Source organism: Fluviicola chungangensis (assembly GCF_007558725.1).
GTDB lineage: Bacteria > Bacteroidota > Bacteroidia > Flavobacteriales_D > Crocinitomicaceae > Fluviicola > Fluviicola chungangensis.
In genome coordinates, this window is record NZ_VLPL01000005.1 from 60,700 (window position 1) to 77,649 (window position 16,950).

Annotated in this window: 13 protein-coding genes; 4 read left to right on the forward strand and 9 right to left on the reverse strand. The window is 40.7% G+C overall.

The features are described 5' to 3' along the window. Positions 1-67 precede the first annotated feature (67 nt). From FO442_RS11070 to FO442_RS11085, 4 genes are read right to left on the reverse strand one after another with little or no spacing between them, the layout of a single operon-like run. Positions 68-1,534 (reverse strand): T9SS type A sorting domain-containing protein, encoded by a 1,467-nt coding sequence (locus FO442_RS11070; RefSeq protein WP_144333256.1) that lies wholly within the window; start codon positions 1,532-1,534, stop codon positions 68-70. After that, on the reverse strand, positions 1,522-2,751 hold the full coding sequence (locus FO442_RS11075; RefSeq protein ID WP_144333257.1) for a hypothetical protein: 1,230 nt from the start codon (positions 2,749-2,751) through the stop codon (positions 1,522-1,524). The genes FO442_RS11070 and FO442_RS11075 overlap by 13 nt, the downstream gene beginning before the upstream one ends. Beyond that, positions 2,751-4,331 (reverse strand): hypothetical protein, encoded by a 1,581-nt coding sequence (locus FO442_RS11080; protein WP_144333258.1) that lies wholly within the window; start codon positions 4,329-4,331, stop codon positions 2,751-2,753. Before FO442_RS11080 ends, FO442_RS11075 begins: the two co-directional genes overlap by 1 nt. Before the next feature lie 38 nt (positions 4,332-4,369). Beyond that, entirely contained in the window at positions 4,370-5,581 is a 1,212-nt protein-coding gene (locus FO442_RS11085; RefSeq protein ID WP_144333259.1) for an acetyl-CoA C-acyltransferase, read from the reverse strand. Between the two features lie 162 nt (positions 5,582-5,743). Here FO442_RS11085 and FO442_RS11090 point away from each other — a divergent pair, with 162 nt between their 5' ends. Both FO442_RS11090 and FO442_RS11095 read left to right on the forward strand, forming a co-directional pair. Next, positions 5,744-6,841, forward strand: coding sequence for a tetratricopeptide repeat protein (locus FO442_RS11090; RefSeq protein WP_144333260.1), 1,098 nt, complete (start codon positions 5,744-5,746; stop codon positions 6,839-6,841). Positions 6,842-6,851: 10 nt separating this feature from the next. Continuing rightward, entirely contained in the window at positions 6,852-8,915 is a 2,064-nt protein-coding gene (locus tag FO442_RS11095; protein WP_144333261.1) for an OmpA family protein, read from the forward strand. A gap of 260 nt (positions 8,916-9,175) precedes the next feature. Here the strand turns inward: FO442_RS11095 and FO442_RS11100 are convergent, their stop codons facing one another. From FO442_RS11100 to FO442_RS11120, 5 genes are all read right to left on the reverse strand, one after another. Continuing rightward, a complete protein-coding gene (locus FO442_RS11100; RefSeq protein WP_144333262.1) occupies positions 9,176-10,201 on the reverse strand; it encodes a tail fiber domain-containing protein in 1,026 nt (341 codons plus the stop codon). A gap of 37 nt (positions 10,202-10,238) precedes the next feature. Beyond that, entirely contained in the window at positions 10,239-11,222 is a 984-nt protein-coding gene (locus FO442_RS11105) for a glycoside hydrolase family 16 protein (protein ID WP_144333263.1), read from the reverse strand. Between the two features lie 72 nt (positions 11,223-11,294). Continuing rightward, a complete protein-coding gene (locus FO442_RS11110; RefSeq protein WP_144333264.1) occupies positions 11,295-12,758 on the reverse strand; it encodes a DUF2079 domain-containing protein in 1,464 nt (487 codons plus the stop codon). Positions 12,759-12,824: 66 nt separating this feature from the next. Then, positions 12,825-13,217 carry a VOC family protein gene (locus FO442_RS11115; protein WP_144333265.1) on the reverse strand — a complete coding sequence of 131 codons (393 nt, stop codon included), beginning with the start codon at positions 13,215-13,217 and terminating at the stop codon, positions 12,825-12,827. 102 nt (positions 13,218-13,319) lie between these two features. Further along, positions 13,320-14,576 carry a DUF2130 domain-containing protein gene (locus FO442_RS11120; RefSeq protein WP_144333266.1) on the reverse strand — a complete coding sequence of 419 codons (1,257 nt, stop codon included), beginning with the start codon at positions 14,574-14,576 and terminating at the stop codon, positions 13,320-13,322. Positions 14,577-14,695: 119 nt separating this feature from the next. On the opposite strand from FO442_RS11120, the gene FO442_RS11125 reads away from it, so the two are divergent. Together FO442_RS11125 and FO442_RS11130 are read left to right on the forward strand one after the other, a co-directional pair. Next, on the forward strand, positions 14,696-16,105 hold the full coding sequence (locus FO442_RS11125) for an FAD-binding oxidoreductase (protein WP_144333267.1): 1,410 nt from the start codon (positions 14,696-14,698) through the stop codon (positions 16,103-16,105). Next, entirely contained in the window at positions 16,102-16,785 is a 684-nt protein-coding gene (locus FO442_RS11130) for a helix-turn-helix transcriptional regulator (RefSeq protein ID WP_144333268.1), read from the forward strand. The genes FO442_RS11125 and FO442_RS11130 overlap by 4 nt, the downstream gene beginning before the upstream one ends. Positions 16,786-16,950: the final 165 nt, after the last annotated feature.

Below are 16,950 nucleotides of genomic sequence, written 5' to 3' on the forward strand. Positions count from 1 at the left end.
AATTGGTAAATGTATACCTGTACAGGTTAAGAAACCCACGACAGTTTGAAGCTCTGAAATTGAATTCTTACCACTTCACCAGCTTCTTTAAATGCCAAATACCGTTGGACCGGTAACGCAAGATGTACGTTCCCTTTTGCCAGGATGCAGTTTCGATCGAAGATACCGGTACAGCAGAAGTAAATACCTCTTTTCCGGTTAAATCAAGAACTTCCACAGTTTCCAAAGAACCCGTACTTTGAATCTGAATGGATTCCGTAAACGGATTCGGATAAATAGAAATATCGGGATTGTTGTCCGGATCTTCCACCTTTAAAATGCTGTAAATAGTTGGTTCAGCATTGGAAGGAAACGCATTATCATTCCCCAATTTCACGATAAACATGGAAGTCCCCCCGGTACTGAAACCCGGATCCGAATGATAACCTACCAGGACAGCGTACCCGTCACTGGTTTGGATAATCTGGTTCATTTGATCCTGTCCTAAGGCGTTATAACCTGCACCGTAACCATCCCAGTAAAAAAACTGGCTAAACCGGTTAATAACGAAATCCTCTCCTCCCGCATACGAATATTGAGGATGATTTCCTTGTGTTACTACAAAATATTTATTTCCGGGTGAAGCCGTATAATTCACAAAACCTACATAGCGGCTCGGATACTGCATATAGGTGTCATCATTCGAGAGATATCCTCCGGTGAGCGTTAGGAAAACATGGTAATTATCCGTATCTGTCTGTCCTGTCTTCGTACTTTCACCCACACATTTCAGTTCGTTGGAAACCAGTTGAACATCGTTTAAAACATACATCCCGTCGCTTCCCGTTAAGGTATCCCAAATCAAAGAACCATTGATATGATAATACCCGATATACGCTTTTGATAGCAATGAATCTGCTAGATAACCGGTCCCAACAACCGCAAATGTGCTATCCGTTACCATAACTCCTTTGTTGAAATAATCCTCTCCGACACCACCTTGTTGGTGATTCCAGATTTCATTTCCATCTTTGTCAATCCGCATGAAGTACTGATCGGGAGTTTGTTCCGGATTCGCATCCGATTCACCCAGCATGATAATACTCGTATCCGGTAACAAAAGCGCATCGTGGAATCGTTCCCAGCCGCCATTGTCATACCACTTCTCCCATTGCTGATTTCCAGCCAAATCCGTAAATACGACGTAGCCGTCAAAACCTCCGGTCCCATTACTGGAAGAAGTTCCTACTATGTAGTATCCGAAATTCGGAACGAACAGAACCCTTCTTCCTTCCTCAAACTCCGCTCCACCATATTCTTTCGACCAAACATGGAAACCTTGTTTATCCAATTTCAATAAAAAGGCCTGGGAAGGAGCATCTTCAAAACTGGAAGAAGATCCCGTAATGATGTAACTGCTGTCGGGCAACTGTGCCACACCTTCTGCCTTATCGTATCCGCTGCCGCCGAAAACATGGTAAAAAGCAATTTGTGCTTTGGACTCCAGCGAACAAATAAGCACAACCAAAACCAGGAAAAATCTTAAAATACCCATGACAAACGAATTAATGCAGACTGACCATATCCTTTTTTAGATACCAGACCATACAGGTCATCCGTACCCAGTTGAATTCCTACTTTATTTCCATGATATCCCAACATCAATCCGCCGCGCACGATGGATGAGCCTCCGAAAGCAACGTTTGCAGATGCAGAAACACGCGGTACAAACCGATAAAATAACCCTGCGAAGCCCGTTGGAACAATTCCAATGGTCGGATAAAAACGGATTCCGAAGAAACTCTGCAATTTTTTTGGTGAGGTCAAATCAACCAATTTCATAATCTGAATGTAAGCGGGTACCATTACCCAGCGTTTCACTTCCTTCTTTTCTATATTCAATGAATCGAGCAGCGAGAAATTATCTCCAAAAAGGTTCCCGCTATTCTTGATCTGATCGAGGGTAAACCCACTGAAACGGTAAGTTGAATCCGGTGAATATTGACTTTGCGGTTCAAACATATATGCCGCTCCGAGGTTTTGAACCGTGAACTGGAAAGTCGCGGAATCTTTCAGCCACGGAACTTTCAGGTAAAAATCAAAGTCAATTGCAAAACCAAGTCCTTTGCTCCATGCTTTACCCGTTGAATAGGTCATGTCCCCGTTCAAACGAAGACTCACCGAATCCAGGTTTGCATCCTGAGAAAATTGTCCTTTCCTTATGTAGCCACCCAACTGATTTTGAACATTCACCACATTCAGTGTCAGGGAACTTCCTGTTTTTTTATGATAAAACCCAAAACCTGCCTTTTGAAATTGCATTCCCGAGACACGTGTTCCGGTTAAATTGGCCGTATCCACTCCCAGGTAACTATTCCCGTAAAATGTCATTTTAAAGGCATCTTTCGTATAATTTACATTTCCCACAAGGTAATAACCTCCTTTTACCAACCAGGAATATTTACCTGATTTAAATAGATTGGAGGCACCGGAAACATAGGTTATTTCACCGGAACCAAAAGCTCCGATTCGGTTATTTGCGTGAGTAGACCTAAGAGTACGGTCTTTCATATCGGAATCGATATACCCCCCAAAAGCCAATGTATTCACAAACTCTTTTTTCATGGAAGTTCCGGTAATATCCAAATTCCCGCTTACCAACAACCGGTTACTTTGTAAAAGACTGTCTTTGAAAACAGGAAACGTTGATTGAGCAACCAGTAGATTACCTGTTGTAAAGAAAGCTATTAGCGTGTAAAGGAATTTCTTCATTACAGGTGATTTTCAATAGTTAAATTCGCACCGAGCTTAAACTTAAAAAAGGCGTTTGCAGGAATCGGTACCTGGATATTATTCCCGTTTGCGTCGTAAGTATTTAGTTTTAACTTGATCATACAGTATTTGACTTGGCCGATATCATCACAAACCGTTTCGGAAACAGGAAAATAGACCACACTTTTCTTTTGCATGATTCCATTAACGAGCGATCCGAAAACACTCGATTCAATAGTACTCGTTCCGGAAACCACTGCTACTGTCTGATAATTTGCATCCAGCAGGTATAATTCCAGGTTTCCGTCAAAAGGAAAGGCGTTCATGGCATTGATCCAAATCTGACCGGATTTCACGTTCGTTTTGTTGGAGTTGTTGACCAAGCTCAGTGCAAACGTATCCTGGAAAATCAAATCCGTTAATCCAATATTCAAAGGGAACATTCCATTCAATTTGACTCTCAGAGGATGCGTATCGTAAATTTCGTCCCAACCTCCCGAGACATTCCCCCATGGATTCATTTGAAGCTGGAAACTCAATTCGTTTTTCGATCCGTGATTTTCAATATATTGTTCAAAATTGCTGTTTCCGGGCGTAAAACTCAAGGTCGTATTGCTTGGTACTATACTGTTTTCATTCGATCCGGTAGCTGCATTAATGGTATTCCAGGTCCCGATATTCGGATGGTTCAAAGAAACAGCATTCCCGTTTGCATTGATATTTTTAAGCGAATTGATCTTAAACTTTCCATTTACTTTTAATCCGTTTTCAATGGCAAGATCAAAGGTCATTGCATCCACGTCAAGCAATCCGTCCGTCACATTGTTCATTGCATCGATATTGGCATACACCGTATCAGAAACCAATTGATTTCCAAAATAACCACGTGCATAATCCAGCTGCACATCTTTCATCGAAAACCTGAATTTGATGACATCCGACGTCGTCACATTCACCGTTGGGCCAGTCGGATCGGAAGTAACCGTCAGTTTAGACTGAATCCGATTGTAAGAGGTTCCGAATTCTCCTGTAAGGTCCAATTCATAGCCGTTCAGATCCACAAACCCCGTAACAACGCCCGGACTGCTTTGTGTTCCGGCCGGAGCGATAAAATTTTGTGAGAGTGTTATTCCATTTTTTGTAACACCCGGCAATACTACATTAAAGATGGTTTTTGTCCCGATCGGATTGAATACTTTGAGTTCGATCCCACCGGCCTTCACCCGGATTTTTTTCAATTGTACCTCACCGATATTCAAAGCATGTTCCTCTATGTCACCGCTTGTAAAAGAGGTCCCGGGTGCTGCTGCGAAATTCAGAGCCATCGGAAACGTACTCTCCACCGTCGTATCGGGTAATTCCACAAAGTCACTTAATTTAAATTCAAACAAAGAAGAATGGATATCCAATACATAATTACCGGCAACTACCGTCAACAGGGAGTCAGCAACCAAATTAGACAGTGTGAGGCTATCGTGAACAAGTGGAACTTGCCAATCCGTATCCCAAACTGCTTTATCCCGCTTCTTGCAAGAAGCAAAAGCCAATCCGATACAAAGTACAAACAGGAGTTTTTTCATGGTATGGTAGAGATACAAAAATACTACATTGGTTGGAATTAAACGCGTTCAATTACAGTAGCGTAGCCTTGCCCTACTCCGATACACATGGTCACGAGTGCATATCTTCCGCCTGTTCGTTGTAACTGGTTCACCGCTGCAAGCAAAATACGCGATCCGGACATACCAAGAGGATGTCCCAGTGCAATTGCTCCTCCATTCGGGTTGATCCGTTCATCGCGATCGTCCAATCCCATGGTTCTTGTGCAAGCGAGTACCTGGGCGGCAAATGCTTCATTTAATTCAAGTACGTCCATTTGATCCAGGGTTAATCCGGCTCTTTCCAATGCTTTCCTGGAAGCTTCTACCGGGCCGATTCCCATAATTCTGGGCTCCACACCGGATACAGCTGCTGAGACGATTCGAGCAAGCGGTTTTAAGTGATGATTCTTTAATCCCTGGTCGGATGCCAGCAAAAGTGCAGCAGCTCCATCATTCAACCCAGATGCATTTCCTGCAGTCACAGATCCTTCTTTTTTAAAAGCGGGTTTTAATCCTCCCAAAGTTTCGATGGTTGTTCCGGGCCTCATAAATTCGTCTTTGTCAAAAACCAGCGGATCTTGTTTTTTACGCGGAATGGACAGGCCTGCAATTTCCTGTGCCAAAATTCCGGCATTTTGGGCAGCAAACGCTTTTTCCTGGGACCAGGCTGCAAATGCATCCTGATCTTCCCGGGATATCCGGTGCAATTCAGCCAGATTCTCAGCAGTCATTCCCATGGCGTCCGCTCCATAAAGCTCTTCCATTTTCGGGTTAATGAATCTCCATCCGAAGGAAGAATCGTACAATTGCTGGTCTCTCCCGAATGGAGCTGAAGCTTTTGACAAAACCCACGGTCCTCTGGTCATATGCTCTACCCCTCCAGCAACGTAAATATCTCCTGCACCAACCTGAATCGCTCTTGCAGCGTTTACCGCAGCCGACATTCCGGATGCACACAACCTGTTTACTGTCTCTCCGCCTACAGAAATCGGGTATCCTGCCAGGAGCAGAGCCATCCGGGCAACATTCCGGTTATCCTCCCCTGCCTGATTTGCACAGCCCAAAATCACATCTTCAATTGCTGCCGGATCCAGGTCCGGTACTTTTTTCAACAATTCAACCAAAACATGTGCTGCTAAATCGTCTGCTCTGACCGGAGCCAAAGTCCCTCCAAAATTTCCAATGGCTGTTCTTACACCAGCCACGATATATGCGTTACTTGTCGTCATTAAGTTCTTAGTTTAACTTCAATTTATTTATTCCTTTACGAAATTACGCAATATTCTTTGTGATTCGGTTTCTGTTAAAAGGTTCTCTTCACTGTTGATAAATATTGACTTCGGAGGGGAAATATTTTATTAAATTCAACACCCTAAACCAAATTACAAGTTATGAAAAAACCCATCTCGGTGATGGCTGGAATGCTATTCTGCAGTTTCATGTCTTTCTCACAAGTAGAAGATATGACTCCTTCAGAAATAAGGTACCGTGATTCAATTACCAAATTGAATCAAAGTAACGCAGCAATTGCAGCTAGTCAGGAAGCTTACAACAAAGGGATTGAACTTTTCAATCAAAAGAAGTACAAAGAGGCAATTACTTCATTTAACAAATCAATTGCTTCCGATCCGAACTTTACGGCTGCCTATTACAACAAAGGGGTTGCTGAAAACGAGGCTGAAATGTACCAGGATGCTGTGAATACATTTACGATCCTGATCGGAAAACAAAAAGGGTATTCGAAAGCGTATTTCCAAAGAGGAAGAGGATACCAGGGACTTTTGGATTATTTAAAAGCCGAAAAAGATTATGAGGAGTCCATCAAACTGGACGCAAACAATCCGAAAGCATACTACAACTACGGAACGTTAAAATTCTTGCAACAAGATTACAATGCTGCAATTAAATACTTTACCAAAAGTATCGAACTGGACCCTTCCAGTCCAATGGCCTACAACGATCGTGGCAGCTGCTACCGCATGCAGGAAAATTACCCGAAAGCCATTGAAGATTACGAAGCTGCGCTTCGCAAAAACCCGAATCTTGCGTTCGTATTGAATAATGTAGGAACTACCAAAAAGAAAATGAAGGATTATGCCGGAGCGCTGATTGCGTTTAACCGGGCTATTTCCGTAGATGTGAATTTCTTTTTAGCTTATAACAATCGCGGGGTAACCCTGTTGGAAAAAGGAAGTTTGGATGATGCGATCAAAGATTTTGAAAAAGCCCTGCAAATCAATCCCCAATATGCCCCGGCTGCTTCCAACCTGTCCGGAATCTATTTCAAGCGAAAAGATTTCAAGAAAGCCGAAGATCTGGCAACCAAAGCGATTACCATTGACCCGAACTATGCTTCTGCTTATGTAAACAGAGGGATGGCCCGCGAAATGCTTCGCAAAATGGAAGAAGCCTGCAGCGATTGGAAAAAAGCAAGCGATCTGGGATCGGCGGAAGGAAAAGTATGTCATTCAGGAAACTGCAGCAATTAAACTCAAGACGATGAAAAAATTATTGACACTAGTCGTTATTGGTTTAACGACGAATCTATTTGCTCAAAATGTAGATTTCAAATCTGCAAACTTTAAAGACGATAAAGAAGGTCTAAAAGCAGCAACCACTGCGATTGACAAAGGAGATGAGTTTTACAAGGTCGGAATGGAAGCGGTTTTTGCAGTCCAGGACTTCGGAACGAATTTCAAAAGCGCACTGATGGAGTATGAAAAAGCACAAAAATTCAACCCGAATAATGCTTTGCTCAACTACAAAATTGGCGTTTGCCATGCAAATTCCACCAATCCCGTTTTATCCATTCCTTACATTAAAACAGCTCAGAAACTGGACCCAAAGTGCGATCCGTTCCTCGATTTCTATTTAGGATACACGTCACAGTTGGAGGGGAAATACGACGAAGCTTCCAAATATTACACAGTGTTTGAAACCGAATACAAGAAAGCGGATAATTTCATGAAATTCGTAAACCAACGTAAAAAACAATGTGTTACGGCTAAGAAATTTGAGGCATCACCTGTTCGATGCTGGGTGGATAACGTTCCAACTTTGAACACTGAAAATGACGAAATCGCTCCATCTATTTCTACAGATGGTTCCGAAATGATCTTAAGCTCCAACAGGCCGAATAGTCACGAACCGAATGCACTGGGAATTTACGATTACGAGATCTATTCTTCTTCCCTTTTGGAAAACTGGTCCACTCCAACCAAACTTCAGGGCCCGATTAACTCGAACAACGATGACATTTCAAACTGCCTGTCTTATGACGGTACCAAAATGTTATTACACAGAGATGCAGGCGGGCAAACAGACATTTTCGAATCCAAATTGAAAGGAAACGAATGGTCAGACCCAAAAATCCTAAGTATTTTCATCAGTACCGACAAAAACAACGAACGTTATGCCTGTTACAATGAAGATGGATGGAAGATCTATTTCTGCAGGGACAATGACGTGCGCGAAACAGGTTCTGAAGTGATGTTCTCGGGAATGCAGAACAAGATGAAACAGGATTTCATGATTGCAACGATGTTGACGGGTGTAAACTCGAAATTCAACGACGGTCCTATTTATATCCACATTGATGGGGAAAGCATGTACATTGCATCCGAAGGACATGAAGGAATGGGAGGTTATGATATTTTCCTTTCCAAAAAAGTACAGGGTCAGTGGACTACTCCTGTAAACATGGGATATCCGATCAATAGCCCGTATGACGATTTCTTCTTTGCTTCTACTGCAAACGGGAAATTTGCTTACATTTCTTCCAACAGAGCCGGCGGAAAAGGTGGTTATGATATTTACAAAGTTACATTTTGGGGTCCCGAGAAAAAGCCGATTTCCGAGACGGAAGATTATTTGCTTGCGAGTATTGTCATGCCAGTAAAGGATCACACGATTGAAAAATCAGTTGAGGTTAAGAAAAAGAGTTTAACGGTTTTTAAAGGGGTTACCATTGATGCGATCTCACGAAAAGCAGTTGAAGCTCAGATCGAAATCACCGATAATGCAACCGGAAAGGTGATTGAGACCTTCACAACCAACTCTGCAACCGGAAAATTCATTATTACCCTGAACTCAGGTAAAAACTACGGGATTGCCGTAAAAGCTCCGGGATACCTGTTCCACTCCGAAAATTTCGACATTCCGGAAGGATCGGCTGACAACCTGGTAAATAAGGTGATCGAATTGAAGAACATTGCCATCGGGTCAAAAATTGCGCTGCGCAACATCTTCTTTGATGTTAACAAAGCAACTCTGCGGTCCGAATCCAATGCAGAGTTGGAGCGATTGGTTCAGTTGATGAAGGATGTTCCGGGATTAAAGATCGAGATTTCAGGACATACGGACAATACCGGTTCAGCAACCCTCAACGAAACACTTTCCCAGCAGCGCGCAGAAGCTGTTGTGGCTTATTTGTCTCAAAAAGGTGTTTCTGCAAGCAGAATGACTGCTAAAGGTTACGGTTCTTCCAAACCGATTGCCTCCAATAACAACGAAGACGGAAAACAACAAAACCGTAGAACGGAATTTGAGATTAAAGGGAATTAACCCGCACATTTGGATTTATAAAAACAGTCGGCACGTGATGCGTCACGTGCCGACTGTTTTTTTTTATCAATAACACTTCATCATTGTCCACCAATTTAATCCACTCTTCAGATTGTTGGAAATTCCGGATTTCTACAAGAAATATCGAATGTCTTAAAAGAATAGAGACGTGATTAATGATGTCCTATTCATTATTACAGATTAACTATTAGAACGTTCCTCAAACCGTAGTAATATTTAACTAATTTGAGTTACACTCTTTAATTATCGTTTGTAAGGATCATCTTTTTAGTATCAATTTCCTTATTATCTATGATTAAGGAATAAAAATACATTCCTGGTTTCAACTCACCTGAACGTAATACAATACTTACACTTCCTTTATCCGTAATTTTAATATTTCTGATTTGAGTACCTTGCATATCGTAAATATATAACTCAGATACCTTTGAATCGGAAGGGATTTCACACTTAATTGTAGTTGATGCATTGAATGGATTCGGAGTGTTTTGATATAATTTAGCACTACTTTGTAACTGATTAGAATTATTATAGTTAGATGAATTGTTTTCCAATACACTAATTCGTTCATTTTGTGATTCAATTATTTTCTGTTGTGATTTGATTGACTCTACAAGAACAGGTACTAGCATATCATAGTTAACAGCTAAATATCCATTTTCATCCGCTTTTACTGCTTCAGGAAATACTTTAGCTAAATCTTGAGCAATAAATCCGAGGTTAGAGCCAGAATTAAAACTAAGCGATTTATACTCGTCCATTTTAAACTCATATGTACATCCCTGAAGTTGAAGAATTCTTTTCAGGGGATCTTTGATTTCAGCAATGTTTTTTTTGTATCGGAAGTCTGAATTTAACCAGAATCCACCAGAAGCAAATCCTGACCCTATAATAGTGAATGCATTAGCTCCATTGGAAAAACGTCCTTTTTCCGCGCCCCCGATTGTAAATGCCAAAACATTATTTGCCGGATGGAAAACACCAGTTTGATCATTTCCCCACCATGTAAAGTCCGGATTGGTCGCAGTTGAAAAAGTATTTAATCCACGGATCATTGGAGATGAAGTCGGAATACTTATTGTTTGGCTAAATACTGAATAACCACCAATACCAGATACAACTTGTAAACGGGCATTTGTCAGGGGGTTATTAACAGTTCCAATTGCCACACTTCCATTAGTAGCGACTTTAACCTGTGCAAAGGTGGTTGAATAAAGAACTATTGCACAAAGTGCAGATAGAGTAATGATAAGTGATTTTTTCATAAGTATGTAATTTGATTAAAAAAATGATCAGTGATGTTTAATAACAACCTGTTGGTAGAAGAAGAAGCTGTGCTCCAGATTCAACAATTAGGTCACCATTTATGGTAATTCCGTCCTGTGCTCTTAGTGTTACATTATTAGCTGAATATACAGTTGAAGTTCCATTTACTGTGATGGTCTTTTTAACGGAGTAATTGTTATATGTACCTGAGTTTAGGTTAGTAATCACTTCATCCGTAGAACAATCCATTTTAAGGTCATAAACTTTTACATAGTCTGTTCGCATAAAACCAGGAATAGTTACTGTACTGTATCCCTGACGCATTCCTAACTGAACCAGCAACTTTAAGGCATGATCTGGTACAAGTGGATCGTATACTTCCCTGTAAGCAACACCATCAAGGTAAAATATGACCTTATTTGGTGTCCATTCGTATCCATAAGTATGAAAATTGGTAGCTAGTGAAGCTTGTGAAAATGAATTTAAAAATCCAGTTATTTCAGTACAACTTCCGTCTTTAATATGGAAGTTTGATGTTAACTGTTGAAAATCACAGAATACTTCAAAAAAATCAATCTCGTCTACCCATCCACCACTGCAAGTTCCTGGGCAATTACAATTATTAGAATTCCATACCCAAAATGCAGGCATGTATTTATCACCGTAACTATCAAGTTGGGTTCGGATTTCGAAGTAACCATATTTAAAGGTTGATAACGATGAAATTACCCCAGATTTGTAGGCGACTAAAGGATAAGCAGGATCAGTGTAATTTAGGGCTTTAAAATTTAGAAATCCACTATTTGCTGATACTTGGGAATCTAAATAGATACAATCGTCTCCAGACGAATAATTACCCCATCCAAAATTGGTCTGCCAAATACTTAAGTCCAATGAATTGAAATTATCAATAAAGTAAGGTGTTGAATTCCAATTAAGATCATTTGTAGGAATTTGAGCACACAATGAAGAATGCAAGAAAAAAGCAAAAATGTGAAATAGGTGTATTCTCAGCGACATAGCAATATTTTAAACCTAAATTAAAAAAAATAATTTAAATAGCAAATAACTCACGATATCACATCTACACCATTAATTTTTTCTTTTAAGAAGAAGGACTTCATCGTTATCCACCAATTTGATCCATTCTTTGGATTGTTGGAAATTCCGGATTTCTACCTGGAAAATAGAATCCCTTAAAGGATATGGTGTGTCTTTTTTTGCCAGAATCACGTATTCAGCATCCTTTACGATTGGGTACATGTAACAAAAATCACGGTTTGCCAGGTGTGGAACCAAATTCGACTGACTGGAAACTACCGCATCTTTCGGAATGAGCTTAAATGCTTCGTAAACCGGTTTCACGTTGTATTCTTTTTTATAGTGGTCCTTTGACAGGAAATTCAGGTTATTATTTGGAGCATACAGGTATTGATGGCTCAATCGTTTATTCGTCATAACCAGTGCCAAAACAACCAGAATCCCTCCTGCTACACTTTTAAATGACTCTTTTTTCAGTTTATCAACGACTTCAAAAACACCGATTGCCAAAATCGGTGTGAATTCAATACAATAATGAAATCCTGCTCCCCAGATTGCCATTGAATCGTGAAATAATTTTTGGAAAAATATCGGAATGAGCATCAGCAAATAAGCCGGACGGAAAAGCAGTAAAGCTATTCCCGAAAATAAAAGAAATTTAAGTAGATCGGATTTGGTATTATCACCCATAGAATCTCCATTGAAATTAGAAACCATCAATTGGAACGAATCTACCGGGTGGACAATTAAATATGAGATCGCTTCAGGCATTGTCGCTCCCAGAACACTGTAATCAAAGTGTGGATAAATGCCGTCCGCAGCAAGAGCCGGCATCACGAATTTCATCAGGATCACAAAATAAAGCAGCGAGACAAATCCGTAAATAATGAAAAAGAAGCGCCATTTCCCTTCTTTCCAATTCAAGATGGAAAGCCCGAAGCAAACAAAAGCAATCCACAAAGCGCTGTTTTCTTTCCCCAACCAAAGCAGCACCACAAAAAATGCCGCCCATTTCATTTTCCGTTCTTTGGTAAAAACGAACAGCCAGGGAACGAGCATCGCTACCACCACACTGTCGTGAAAATCATATGATAAAGCAGTATAAACTCCAAAGAACGAGTAGAAAAACAGCATGGCATTCATTGCCAAAATTCTATTCTCCCTGAAATAACGATAAACTCCCAATCCTCCGAAAAGGATACTCACAATTTGAAAGATCAGCAAGGTATAGGAACCAAAAATCCACACAAAGGGAGAATAAAGCATGAGGTAAAAATCAAAATGGTCCCCCATCAAATTTTGAGGCTCCATTTTAAAAACGCCGCTGTCGTTCCATTGAAAGTGCGAATAATCATACAAGGCATTCGAGTAAATCCCCAAATCAAGCGCATAAGTGCGGAATAAAAAGTGATTTACCAGCGAAACTAGTGAATAAATGATTGCAAATGCAAGTACGATCAGATATTTTTCCGGTACTTGTTTAAAGGTGTTATATGTGCTATTCAATCGATTCATTCTGTGCGAATATACTTCAAATTGAACAAATCATAACCTAAAGAAAATGTATTAATTCGGAATTCCCTAATCCATCGGTGTACAAATCTCGATCAAAAAACCATCCAAATCACGCACATAGGCAACCATTTGCCCCCATGGTTTTTCTCTTGGCTCTTCCAGCAAAGTCCCCCCCGCTGCAATTGCTTTCTCTACCAATGCAGCTACATCAACAGTTGTAAAACCCAGTTCAATTCCGAATGGCTTGGTGTTTAAACTGCTCTCCTGGAAACCGTTTTTCAGGTTTGAATTTGCCAACGGAAGCGCCGCGAAAGACAAGGTAGTTGTTCCTGTATTTAATTCTGCATATTCATCACCGGGCGCAATGAAACGCACTTCAAACCCAAAGGTTTTAGAATAAAATTCGGCTGTTCGTTTCACATCCGAAACGTATAAAATAGTGTAAGCAAATTTGATCATCTATTAGCAATTTAAGGTTTAATATTACCACTTCTTCCCTTGAGGGGAGATTGAGAGGGGTGGCCATCCCTTGAATCCCACTTCAAAGGGGGAAATTTTAATTTAATCTTCGTCATCCGAATCAGGTGCGTCAGGCAGCTCCAATGCTCTTACTTCCTGCACTGCATTTCCGGCAATTCCTTTTACGGAACCATACATATCGATCGTATTCACAATGACTTTTTCAATTTGTTTTTCCCGTTGTTTCCAGATGCGCTGCATGGACCGTTTTTCACTTTCCAGGTCTGCCTTCATTTGAGTAAATCCTTCCACAATTGCTTCAACCTGCATTCTGAATGTTGAACTGGTCAGAAAATCATAAAGCAGATGCATTTTATCACCTTTGTTTTCTTGTGCCACTAAAGTACTGCTGATCTGGACAATTGTTTCTCTCAAAACAGAGCACAATCCTTTGAATTCTTCGTAGGTACAAATCCAAATCCCGTCTTTCATTCCCATTCGCTGCATATCGGAGGGCATGACTTCTGTTACCAGTACACCGATATCCGCCCCTTTATCACGTATATCGGCTTTGAATTTTTCTATCCAGGAAGGTGAGAAATCTTTTGCGCGTTTGGATTCATAATAGATTGTTCCACAATTTTGCTGGACGCGGGTATGCACCGTTTGAATGCAATCACCACCTCGCGCGCCCTTCCGGATTTCTTCAATGGTATCCATCGGAAAATTAGCCATCAACCATTCTTCAATTGCCAGTTCCTGTACTTCACCCTGCAATTGCATGGAGCCTTGCTCCTGCTTCCGTTTCATTTCCTCCGTCAGCTTTTTTTGGTCTTCCAATTGTTTCAGTAATTCCCTAACACGTAACTCATTACGTTCTTCTTCTGTTTTACGGATTTTCTCTTTTTCTTCCTGGAGCTGGGCATTCAGTTTTTTTTGAGATTCGGCTTCAACGGCCTCTTTGAGTTCATCTTTTTCCCGTTTCAACTTTTCAATTTCAGCCTTGGTCCGGTTCAATTCCTTGATCTGTTCGGATTTCTCGTTCAATTCCTTTTGAAGGTCAGCAAATTGTTCTCCCTGTTCCTGTATAATCTTGATTTTCAGCTTTTCTTCAATGTTTTTTCGCTCGTCTTTCAACTTCTGTTCAAAACGTTCCTGGAAAAGCTCATTTTCACGGCGTTTCTTCTCTTCAAATTCTTCCTTCTCACGCAACAAGGCATCTTGTTTTTTTGCGAATTCATTGCGTGTTTCATTCAACTCATTTTGGTACTTACGCTGAATTTGTTCTTCCAGCTGATGCGCCAAAATGTCATTAACATCGATGGGAGTGCCACAATTCGGGCAATTGATTTGATTCATAAACGGGAAAAATAGAACAAACTTAAAAATACTACCATTTTGACAAATAATTTCCTATTAGCGGCATCAAAAACAAAAAAACACACCTAATTCGCTACTTTTACTAAAAAATGGGCACAATGACAGAAGGTTTAGAGGAAAAACACATTCATTTTTTTAAACAGTTGCTGAAAGGCCGCGTTCAAACCGGCACTGATATCGATTCAAAATATGCTTCAGACCATACGGAAGATTTTGTGTTCTACCCTGCTGCTGTTTTAAAACCCGAAACCACGGAAGAAGTTTCTGCGATCATGAAGTACTGTTATGAGAACGAACTGATCGTAACTCCATCTGGTGCCCGAACCGGTTTAAGCGGCGGTGCATTGGCCAATTATGGAGGAGTTCTTCTGAGCCTGGAGCGCATGAACAAGATCATTCAAATTGATGAGAAAAACCACCAGGTAATTACGGAACCGGGTGTCGTGACCGAAGAACTTCAAAATGCAGTGAAGGCTGTCGGATTGTTTTATCCTCCTGATCCTGCATCCAAGGGTTCTTGTTTTATTGGCGGCAATATTGCTGAAAATTCGGGAGGACCGAAAGCTGTTAAATACGGTGTAACAAAAGATTGGGTCCTGAACCTGGAAGTGGTTTTGCCCAACGGAGACGTCCTTTGGACAGGAGCAAATGTGATCAAAAATGCGACCGGTTACAACCTCACACAGTTGGTTATCGGAAGCGAGGGCACTTTAGCTGTTGTTACAAAAATCGTTTTGCGACTCATTCCACACCCAACACACACTTTGCTTTTACTGGTTCCTTTCCGAAGCGGAGTTGAAGCATGCGAAGCTGTAGGCAAAATTTTCATGTCCGGAATTATTCCAAGCGGACTCGAGTATATGGACCGCGACGCGATCCTGTTCACTGCTCCATACGTGGATGATGCGCCTAAGCTGTTAAAAGACGATCACGATGCACATTTAATCATAGAGTTGGATGGATTTAATCCGGATGTATTGATGCAGGAATGTGAAAAAATCATGGAATTAGTAGCGCAATTCGATATTGATGAGGTCCTTTTTGCAGAAACAGATGCTCAAAAGGAAAGCCTTTGGCGTTTGCGCCGAAAGATCGGAGAATGCGTAAAAACACATTCCATTTATAAAGAGGAAGATACGGTTGTGCCGAGAAATGAATTGCCCCAATTGCTGAAAAAAGTCAAGGAACTGGAGAAGAAATACGGATTCAAATCCGTTTGCTACGGACATGCCGGAGACGGTAATTTGCATGTAAATATTATCAAAGACAACCTGGATGATGATACCTGGAACAATCAGCTTCCACATGCAATCCGGGAATTATTTACCGAGGTGGTCCGTTTGGGCGGAACTATTTCAGGAGAACATGGAATCGGCCTGGTACAAACTCCATATATGGACCTCGCTTTCAATGAGGTTGGACTTAACCTGATGCGTACAATTAAACAAGCCTTTGATCCTAAGAATTTATTAAATCCCGGGAAAATTTTACCAATCAAAACAAGATGAATCGCGTAGACCGTTTATTTGGGATCGTAACTTTGCTCCAATCCCGCAAATATGTGAGTGCCGAACGTATTTCTGAGAAATTTGAAATCAGTGTGCGGACGGTTTACAGGGATATTAAAGCAATTGGTGAAGCGGGAATACCGGTAAGCTTTGAACCGAATAGAGGTTATTTTATCATTCCGGGTTATTTTACTCCACCGGTTTCCTTTACATTGGAAGAAGCAAATACCCTGCTTTTATCCCAATCCCTGATCGGAGGCTTCGGGGATCGTTCCGTTCAGGCTACATTTGAAAGTGCCATCACAAAGATCAGATCCGTTTTAAAGCAGGTTGATAAAGAAAAGGTAGCCATCCTGGATGAAAGTATTAAACTGCAACTTCCTGAAAGGCTTACTTTCGAATTTGAATATTTGGCACAAATCCAGCACGCAATAACCGAACAAACTCAAATTAAGATTACTTATCAAAGTTTAAAAGATGAACGCTTGGAAAGGATTATTGAACCTATCGGTTTGGTTTTTTATGCATTTTCCTGGCATTTGATAGGCTATTGTCAACTTCGGAAAGATTACCGGGACTTTAAGGTTGAACGCATCGAGAAATTGTATAAAACAAGTTGTCCCTTTGAAGTTACACAGCATATTCCATTGAGCGCTTATAAATTACCGGTGAATTACTAATTGAAAATGGAAATTCTAAAATTGACCAGCAAATAAGGTAAATCACATTTATGGATTTTTATAAAAGTACGGTTTTCGCTTCTTTTCAATTGGCTATTTAAAAAATTTTCAATTCCGGAAAAACGGACTGCCATAGGGTTGTCAGTGTCTCTCCTTTTCTTTGTA

What these genes read in the sequence shown, in the direction of transcription:
- FO442_RS11130 (WP_144333268.1), top strand. Translation starts at nt 16,102, where the DNA reads ATGAATCGCGTAGACCGTTTATTTGGGATCGTAACTTTGCTCCAATCC.
- FO442_RS11075 (WP_144333257.1), bottom strand. Translation starts at nt 2,751, where the DNA reads ATGAAGAAATTCCTTTACACGCTAATAGCTTTCTTTACAACAGGTAAT.
- FO442_RS11125 (WP_144333267.1), top strand. Translation starts at nt 14,696, where the DNA reads ATGACAGAAGGTTTAGAGGAAAAACACATTCATTTTTTTAAACAGTTG.
- FO442_RS11120 (WP_144333266.1), bottom strand. Translation starts at nt 14,576, where the DNA reads ATGAATCAAATCAATTGCCCGAATTGTGGCACTCCCATCGATGTTAAT.
- FO442_RS11085 (WP_144333259.1), bottom strand. Translation starts at nt 5,581, where the DNA reads ATGACGACAAGTAACGCATATATCGTGGCTGGTGTAAGAACAGCCATT.
- FO442_RS11115 (WP_144333265.1), bottom strand. Translation starts at nt 13,217, where the DNA reads ATGATCAAATTTGCTTACACTATTTTATACGTTTCGGATGTGAAACGA.
- FO442_RS11080 (WP_144333258.1), bottom strand. Translation starts at nt 4,331, where the DNA reads ATGAAAAAACTCCTGTTTGTACTTTGTATCGGATTGGCTTTTGCTTCT.
- FO442_RS11105 (WP_144333263.1), bottom strand. Translation starts at nt 11,222, where the DNA reads ATGTCGCTGAGAATACACCTATTTCACATTTTTGCTTTTTTCTTGCAT.
- FO442_RS11100 (WP_144333262.1), bottom strand. Translation starts at nt 10,201, where the DNA reads ATGAAAAAATCACTTATCATTACTCTATCTGCACTTTGTGCAATAGTT.
- FO442_RS11090 (WP_144333260.1), top strand. Translation starts at nt 5,744, where the DNA reads ATGAAAAAACCCATCTCGGTGATGGCTGGAATGCTATTCTGCAGTTTC.
- FO442_RS11070 (WP_144333256.1), bottom strand. Translation starts at nt 1,534, where the DNA reads ATGGGTATTTTAAGATTTTTCCTGGTTTTGGTTGTGCTTATTTGTTCG.
- FO442_RS11110 (WP_144333264.1), bottom strand. Translation starts at nt 12,758, where the DNA reads ATGAATCGATTGAATAGCACATATAACACCTTTAAACAAGTACCGGAA.
- FO442_RS11095 (WP_144333261.1), top strand. Translation starts at nt 6,852, where the DNA reads ATGAAAAAATTATTGACACTAGTCGTTATTGGTTTAACGACGAATCTA.